The organism is Acidimicrobiales bacterium (assembly GCA_016794585.1).
GTDB lineage: Bacteria > Actinomycetota > Acidimicrobiia > Acidimicrobiales > DATDAH01 > JAEUJM01.
Genome location: JAEUJM010000035.1, coordinates 25987 through 33050, shown reverse-complemented (window position 1 = coordinate 33050; position 7064 = coordinate 25987). Strand labels below are relative to the sequence as shown.

The following is a 7064-nucleotide window of genomic DNA, read 5'->3' as shown; positions in this document are numbered from 1 at the left end:
ATCATCGACCAGCGCTGGCGCGAGCACCTCTACGAGATGGACTACCTCCAGGGCGGCATCAACCTGCGGGCCATGGGCCAGAAGGACCCGCTGGTCGAGTGGCAGCGCGAGGGCTTCGAGATGTTCGGCCAGATGATGGGGATCATCGCCCAGGAGTTCGTGAAGTACATCATGCACGTGCAGGTGGTGGCGCAGCCCGAGGAGGAGGCGCCCGCCGTGCGCGACGTGCAGTACTCGGCGCCGGAGGACCCGGTCCAGGGTGCTTCGGGCATGGCCGCCGCCGCCCGGGCCCAGGCCGCCGCCGAGGGCGGCGCCGGTCCGGAGGCGCCCCCGATTCCCGAGGAAGAGGTGGTGCAGGCGCCGATCGTCAAGTCCGACTGGGACAAGACCCCCCGCAATGCACCATGCCCATGTGGGTCGGGCAAGAAGTTCAAGCTCTGCCACGGAGCTGCCTGAGGCCCCGGTTGCCCCTCCACCTCCCGCACTCGGCGGGTCCTGCCGGTGGGTTCCGTTTCGGGCCATGCTCGCTCGTCCCTCGCTGCGCGTGGCCCGAAGCCGTCCCACCGTCACCCCCCGAGTGCTAGCGCTCATGCCAAACACCCCAGACAGGACGCCAAGGGTTTGAAGGACTTTTCTGAGGACTTAACCGCTCTCCGCTCACGGTTGGAAAATGCGCGGGGCTATCTCAAGATCGAGGAGTTGCGCGCCCGGCGCCCGCAGCTCGAGACCGAGGCTTCGCGCCCCGACTTGTGGGATGACGCGGAGCGGGCGAAGGCGGTCACGGGGGAGCTCTCTTCGGTGATCGACGACCTCGAGCGCTATGACGGGCTGGTCGGCAGCCTCGAGGACGTGGAGACGCTTGCCGAGCTGGCTCGGGACGAGGGGGACGACTCGCTCGAGCCGGAGATCGACGACGGGGTGGCCGCGCTGTCGGCCACGCTCGACGAGCTCGAGCTCCGGGCGCTGTTCACCGGGGACCACGACGAGGGCGACGCCGTGGTCGAGGTGCACTCGGGAGCGGGCGGGACCGACTCGCAGGACTGGGCCGAGATGCTGCTGCGCATGTACCTGCGCTGGGCGGAGAAGCGGGGTTTCTCAGTCGAGCTGGACGAGGTCTCCGCCGGCCAGGAGGCCGGCATCACGACCGCCACGTTCATCGTCAAGGGCCGCCACGCCTACGGCCTCCTCGAGAGCGAGCGGGGCGTGCACCGCATCATCCGCATCTCGCCCTTCGACAGCCAGGCCCGCCGCCACACCGCCTTCGCCTCGGTGATGGTCGTGCCCTTCGTCGAGGAGGAGGCCGACGCGGTCGAGATCGACGAGAAGGACCTGCGCATCGACACCTACCGCTCGTCGGGCGCCGGCGGACAGCACGTCAACGTGACCGACTCGGCGGTGCGCATCACCCACCTGCCGACCGGCATCGTCACGTCCTGCCAGAACGAGCGCAGCCAGCACCAGAACAAGGACCGCGCCATGTCCATCCTCGCCGCCAAGCTGGCCGACCTCGCCCGCCAGGAGCGCGCCGCGGAGCTGGCCGCCATCGCCGGCGAGACCCAGAAGGTCGAGTGGGGGAGCCAGATCCGCTCCTACTTCGTCCACCCCGAGCAGCGGGTCAAGGATCACCGCACCAACTTCGAGAGCGGCAACGTCGAAGGGGTCTTCGACGGTGACCTCACCCCGTTCATGGAGGCCTACCTGCGGTGGCGCCGCGCGGATGCCGCGAGTTCGTAGGGGTGCACTGGTACCCTCGCCTGCGTCGCGGGCGGCTCCGCCGACACCCCACCTCACATGATCAAGCTCGAGAACGTCACCAAGGTCTACAAGAACGACGTCGTCGCCCTGCGTGACGCCAACGCCGACATCCAGAAGGGCGAATTCGTCTTCCTGGTCGGGCCCTCGGGCTCGGGCAAGTCGACCTTCATCCGCCTCCTCAACCACGAAGAGCAGCCCGATCGGGGCCGCATCTTCGTGGCCGGCAAGGACATCGGGAAGCTCAGCCACTGGAAGGTGCCGTACCTGCGCCGCAACATCGGGTGCGTCTTCCAGGACTTCAAGCTGCTGCCCAACAAGACGGTCGCCGAGAACGTGGCCTTCGCCCTCGAGGTGATCGGGCGGCCCAAGCACGTCGTCAAGACCCAGGTGCCGGCCATCCTCGAGCTGGTGGGCCTGGCCCACAAGGCCAAGAACATGCCCAACGAGCTCTCCGGCGGCGAGCAGCAGCGGGTGTCCATCGCCCGGGCCTTCGTCAACCGGCCGCTGATCCTGCTGGCCGACGAGCCCACCGGCAACCTCGACCCGTCCACGTCGGTCGGCATCATGCGCCTGCTCGATCGCATCAACCGCACGGGCACCACCGTGGTCATGTGCACCCACGACGCCGGCATCGTCGACACGATGCGGCGCCGGGTGATCGAACTCGACCACGGCAACATCGTCCGCGACCAGGCGCGCGGCGTCTACTCCTGAGGCGAGACGATGGCTATCAAGGTCGACTACGTCGCTCGTGAGGTGGGGTCCAACCTCCGCCGCAACATCACCCTCACGCTCGCGTCCATCATCACCGTGTTCGTTTCGCTCGCTCTGGTTGGGGTGGCCTTCCTCACCCGACAGGGCGTGCAGAACGCCACCCAGCGGTGGCAGGGCGGCGTGGAGTTCATCATCTTCATGCAGCCCACGGCCACCGAGGACCAGCTCGCGGCCGTCCAGGAGGCACTCGATGAGAGCCCCCAGGTGGACTCGGTCGACTTCATCGACCAGCAGGAGGCGTACGAAGAGTTCACCGAGCTCTTCGCCGACTCTCCCGAGATGGTCCAGAGCGTCACCCCCGAGATCCTGCCGCCGTCCTACCGCGTCGAGCCTACGGACAAGGACGTCGACGTCATCCGCGCCCTCGGATCGGAGTTCGAGTCGAAACCAGGGGTGAAACAGGTCGTCTTCGCCGCGGAGGCCATCCGCACGCTCCAGGACTTCTCGCGCCTGCTCAGCCTCGGTCTGTTCTCCGGCGCCCTCGTCCTGCTCGGAGCGGCCGTCCTGCTCATCCTCAACGCCATCCGGATGGCCATGTTCGCCCGACGGCGCGAGATCGAGGTCATGAAGCTCGTCGGCGCGACCAACTGGTTCATCCGCATCCCGTTCATGATCGAGGGCCTGGTGCAAGGGTTGGTGGGCGCGTTGTTCGCCATCCCTGCGGTCGTCCTCATCATCAACTTCATCGAGTCGAAGCTCACCGACACCGAGACCATCAACCTCTTCCAGGGGTTCGCGGTGCATTCGAGCGAGCAGGTCGGGGTCGCCATCCTGCTGCTCGTGGTGGGGTGCCTCGTGGGCGTGATCGGCTCGTTCGTGGCCGTCACCCGCTTCCTCGACGTCTGATTCGCCCCGCCGCCCACGGCGCGTCCTGTAGGAAGGTGCCATGGCCGACGAAGCGCGCCCCTACGAGCAGATCGACTACGAGGTCGAGGGCCCGGTCCTGACCATCACGTTGGACCGGCCCGACAAGATGAACGCGTTCACACCGACGATGTTCCGCGAGCTGCTCGATGCGTTCGACCGGGCCGACGCCGACGACGACGTGCGGGCGGTGATCGTGACGGGACGAGGTCGCGCCTTCTGCGCCGGTGCCGATCTCTCGATGGGGGCCAAGACCTTCGACGACGCCGCCCATGCCGCGGGTGCGTCCGGCGGGCCCAAGGCGCCCCGGGACGTGGCCGCCCACCGGGACGAGGGCGGTCGCCTGACCCTGCGCATCTTCCAGTGCACCAAGCCGGTGATCGCCGCCATCAACGGCCCGGCCGTCGGCATCGGCATCACCATGACGCTGGCCATGGACGTCCGCCTCGCGGCCGACGACGCGAAGATGGGTTTCGTCTTCGCCCGTCGCGGGATCGTGCCGGAGGCGGCGTCGAGCTGGTTCCTGCCTCGCCTGGTGGGCATCAGCCAGGCCCTGGAGTGGTGCTACTCGGGCCGGGTCTTCCCGGCGGCCGAGGCGCTCGAGGGCCGCCTGGTGCGCAGTCTGCACCCCGTGGAGGAGGTCGTTCCTGCGGCCCGGGCCTTGGCCCTCGAGATCGCCGAGAACACGTCCGCCCTGTCGGTGGCCCTCACCCGCCAGATGATGTGGCGCATGCTCGGCGCCGAGCACCCCATGGAGGCCCACAAGATCGACTCCCGGGCCATCAACGCGATGGGTCGCACCGCGGACGCCGCCGAGGGGGTCACGTCGTTCCTCGAGAAGCGTCCGCCCCGGTTCCCGGGTCGGGTCAGCGCCGACCTGCCCGAGTTCTACCCCTGGTGGAGCGAGCCCGCCTACGAGTGAGCCCCTCGCCCTGTCCCTCCTTCGTCGGGGCCCCTCCGGCACCCGGTTCGTCGGTGGTGCGGCTCGGCTCCGCTGCGGCACGTAACCTCGGCGAGGTCGTCTGTCGAGGAGGTCCGAAGTGCCCCAGGAAGTGAACGCGGTCGTCGCCAAGGCCAAGGGCGAGCCCGTCTCCGTCGAGCGCATCGTGGTGCCCGACCCGGGACCGGGTGAGGCCGTCGTCGCCGTGCAGGCGTGCGGCGTGTGTCACACGGACCTGCACTATCGGGAGGGGTCCATCAACGACGAGTTCCCGTTCCTTCTCGGCCACGAGGCCGCGGGTGTCGTCGAGTCTGTCGGTGACGGGGTCACCAACGTCGCTCCCGGGGACTACGTCGTCCTCGCCTGGCGGGCGCCGTGCGGGACCTGCCGATCCTGCGCCAAGGGCAAGCCCTGGTACTGCTTCGACAGCGGCAACGCCACCCAGAAGATGACGCTCGACGGGGTCGAGCTCAGCCCGGCGCTGGGCATCGGGGCCTTCGCCGAGAAGACCCTCGTGCACGCCGGCCAGGCCGTGAAGGTCGATCCTGCGGCGGCACCCGAGGCCGCCGGCCTGATCGGCTGCGGGGTCATGGCGGGCTTCGGGGCCGCCATCAACACCGGCGACGTCCGTCGCGGCGAGACCGTGGCCGTGTGGGGCTGCGGCGGCGTGGGCAACGCGGCGATCAACGGCGCCGCCCTCGCGGGCGCGAGCAAGGTCATCGCCGTCGACCTCGACGACCGCAAGCTGGAGTGGGCCAAGGGGTTCGGCGCCACCCATACCGTGAACGCCTCGAAGGAGGACGCGGTCGAGGCCGTGAAGGCACTCACCGACGGGTTCGGCGTCGACGTCGCCATCGAGGCGGTGGGCCGTCCCGAGTCGCTCGAGCAGGCCTTCTACGCCCGGGACCTCGCCGGACGCGTCGTGTTGGTGGGCGTGCCCAATCCCGAGATGACCTTCGAGCTACCGATGATCGAGATCTTCGGTCGCGGCGGCGCCCTGAAGTCGAGCTGGTACGGCGACTGCCTGCCCTCGCGCGACTTTCCGATGCTCATCGACTTCCACCTCCAGGGGCGCATCGACCTGGGCAAGTTCGTGAGCGAGACGATCTCGCTCGACGCCGTCGAGGAGGCCTTCCACAAGATGGAGCGCGGCGAGGTGCTGCGCTCGGTGGTGGTCCTGTGAGCCCGACGAAGGAGGGCGTGGCCCGAGCGGCCCGCCGCCTCCGTGGCCGAACGAACGATGAGCGAAGCGAACTGGAGCGGGGAGCATGAGCCTGCACGTCGACCGGGTGATCACCAGCGGGACGTTCTCCATCGACGGCGAGGACTTCGACGTCGACAACAACATCTGGCTGGCCGGCAACGAAGACGAGGTGCTCATCGTCGACGCCGCCCACGAGCACCAGCCGATCGTCGATGCGGTCGGGGGCCGCAAGGTGGTCGCCATCGTGTGCACCCATGGCCACAACGACCACATCAACGCCGCGGTGGCGCTGGCCGACGCCGTGGACGCGCCGATCCTCCTGCACCCCGAGGACCGCATGCTGTGGGACGCGATCTACCCGGATCGCGCCCCCGACGGTGAACTGACGGACGGCCAGGAGATCACGGTGGCGGGGGAGTCGCTGTGGGTGCTGCACACGCCGGGCCACTCGCCGGGCGGGTGCTGCCTGCACGACGCCGCGAGCGGACTGCTCTTCTCGGGTGACACCCTCTTCCACGGCGGTCCCGGCGCCACCGGGCGGTCGTTCTCGAGTTTCGACACCATCATCGAGAGCATCCGCACCAAGCTCTTCCGCCTGCCGGCCAGCACCGTCGTCTACACCGGACACGGCGACGACACCACCATCGGCCACGAGTCGCCCCACCTCGACGAGTGGATCGCACAGCACGGGTGAGGCGGTGAGCCCCACGCTCGACGTGCGGGGCGGGTCGCTCGGCTACGAGGAGGTCGGGGCCGGCCGGGGCTTCCTCTGGGGGCACGGGCTCACCGCCACCCGGGCCGAGGAGGACGCCGCCGGGCTGCTCGGCACCTGGCCGTTCCCCGTGGACGACGTACGCCGGGTCCGCTACGACGCGCGCGGCCACGGCGCCTCGCCGGGACCGGCCGACCCGACCGCCTACCGCTGGGACGAGCTCGCCCGCGACCAGCTCGCCCTGGCCGACGCGCTCGGCATCGACACCTACGTCGCGGCCGGCGCCTCGATGGGCTGCGCCACCGCGCTCCACGCCGCCGTGCTGGCGCCGGAGCGGGTGGAGGCGCTCGTCCTGGTCATCCCGCCCACGGCGTGGGCCGGCCGGCCCGAGCAGCGTGCGCTGTACGAGGCCGGCGCCGACCTGATCGAGCAGGAGGGCCTCGCCGCCTTCGCCGAGGTGTCGGCCCAGGCGCCGCCCCCGATGCTCTTTGCCAACCTCGGCCTCGATTGGGGCGACACCGCCCGCCGTCGGGCGCTCGCCCTCGACGAGGCCACCCTGCCATCGATCCTGCGGGGCGCGGCGGCGTCGGACCTCCCGCCGGAGGATGCGGTGGCGGCCGTCGACGTGCCGGCGCTGATCCTCGCCTGGACCGGGGACCCGTCCCACCCGGTGGCGACCGCCGAGCGCCTCGACCAGCTGCTGCCCCGGTCCGAGCTGGTGGTGGCAGACGACCTCCGGGCCGTGCTCTCCTGGCCCGAGCGGGTGGTCTCATTCGTCGCCACACTGCCCGCCTGAGCGTCCAGAACGGGCGAAG

The 7064-nt window shown here is 69.8% G+C and carries 8 protein-coding genes; all 8 read left to right on the top strand.

Annotation, left to right across the window (positions count from 1 at the left end; genetic code table 11):
- Positions 1-456 (top strand): SEC-C domain-containing protein (locus JNK12_18235; protein ID MBL8777883.1); only part of this gene is annotated, 456 nt, incomplete at its 5' end.
- Between the two features lie 165 nt (positions 457-621).
- Positions 622-1734 (top strand): peptide chain release factor 2, encoded by a 1113-nt coding sequence (gene prfB, locus JNK12_18230; protein ID MBL8777882.1) that lies wholly within the window; start codon positions 622-624, stop codon positions 1732-1734.
- Positions 1735-1791: 57 nt separating this feature from the next.
- Positions 1792-2469 (top strand): cell division ATP-binding protein FtsE, encoded by a 678-nt coding sequence (gene ftsE / locus JNK12_18225; protein MBL8777881.1) that lies wholly within the window; start codon positions 1792-1794, stop codon positions 2467-2469.
- 9 nt (positions 2470-2478) lie between these two features.
- Entirely contained in the window at positions 2479-3375 is an 897-nt protein-coding gene (locus tag JNK12_18220; GenBank protein MBL8777880.1) for an ABC transporter permease, read from the top strand.
- A 40-nt stretch (positions 3376-3415) separates the two neighbouring features.
- Positions 3416-4315, top strand: coding sequence for a crotonase/enoyl-CoA hydratase family protein (locus JNK12_18215; protein ID MBL8777879.1), 900 nt, complete (start codon positions 3416-3418; stop codon positions 4313-4315).
- A gap of 118 nt (positions 4316-4433) precedes the next feature.
- A complete protein-coding gene (locus JNK12_18210) occupies positions 4434-5516 on the top strand; it encodes an S-(hydroxymethyl)mycothiol dehydrogenase (protein MBL8777878.1) in 1083 nt (360 codons plus the stop codon).
- A gap of 85 nt (positions 5517-5601) precedes the next feature.
- Positions 5602-6231, top strand: coding sequence for an MBL fold metallo-hydrolase (locus JNK12_18205; protein ID MBL8777877.1), 630 nt, complete (start codon positions 5602-5604; stop codon positions 6229-6231).
- Between the two features lie 4 nt (positions 6232-6235).
- A complete protein-coding gene (locus JNK12_18200; protein ID MBL8777876.1) occupies positions 6236-7045 on the top strand; it encodes an alpha/beta fold hydrolase in 810 nt (269 codons plus the stop codon).
- Positions 7046-7064: the final 19 nt, after the last annotated feature.

Coding starts and splice junctions, on each gene's coding strand:
- JNK12_18220 (MBL8777880.1), top strand. CDS start 2,479: ATGGCTATCAAGGTCGACTACGTCGCTCGTGAGGTGGGGTCCAACCTC.
- ftsE (MBL8777881.1), top strand. CDS start 1,792: ATGATCAAGCTCGAGAACGTCACCAAGGTCTACAAGAACGACGTCGTC.
- JNK12_18215 (MBL8777879.1), top strand. CDS start 3,416: ATGGCCGACGAAGCGCGCCCCTACGAGCAGATCGACTACGAGGTCGAG.
- JNK12_18205 (MBL8777877.1), top strand. CDS start 5,602: ATGAGCCTGCACGTCGACCGGGTGATCACCAGCGGGACGTTCTCCATC.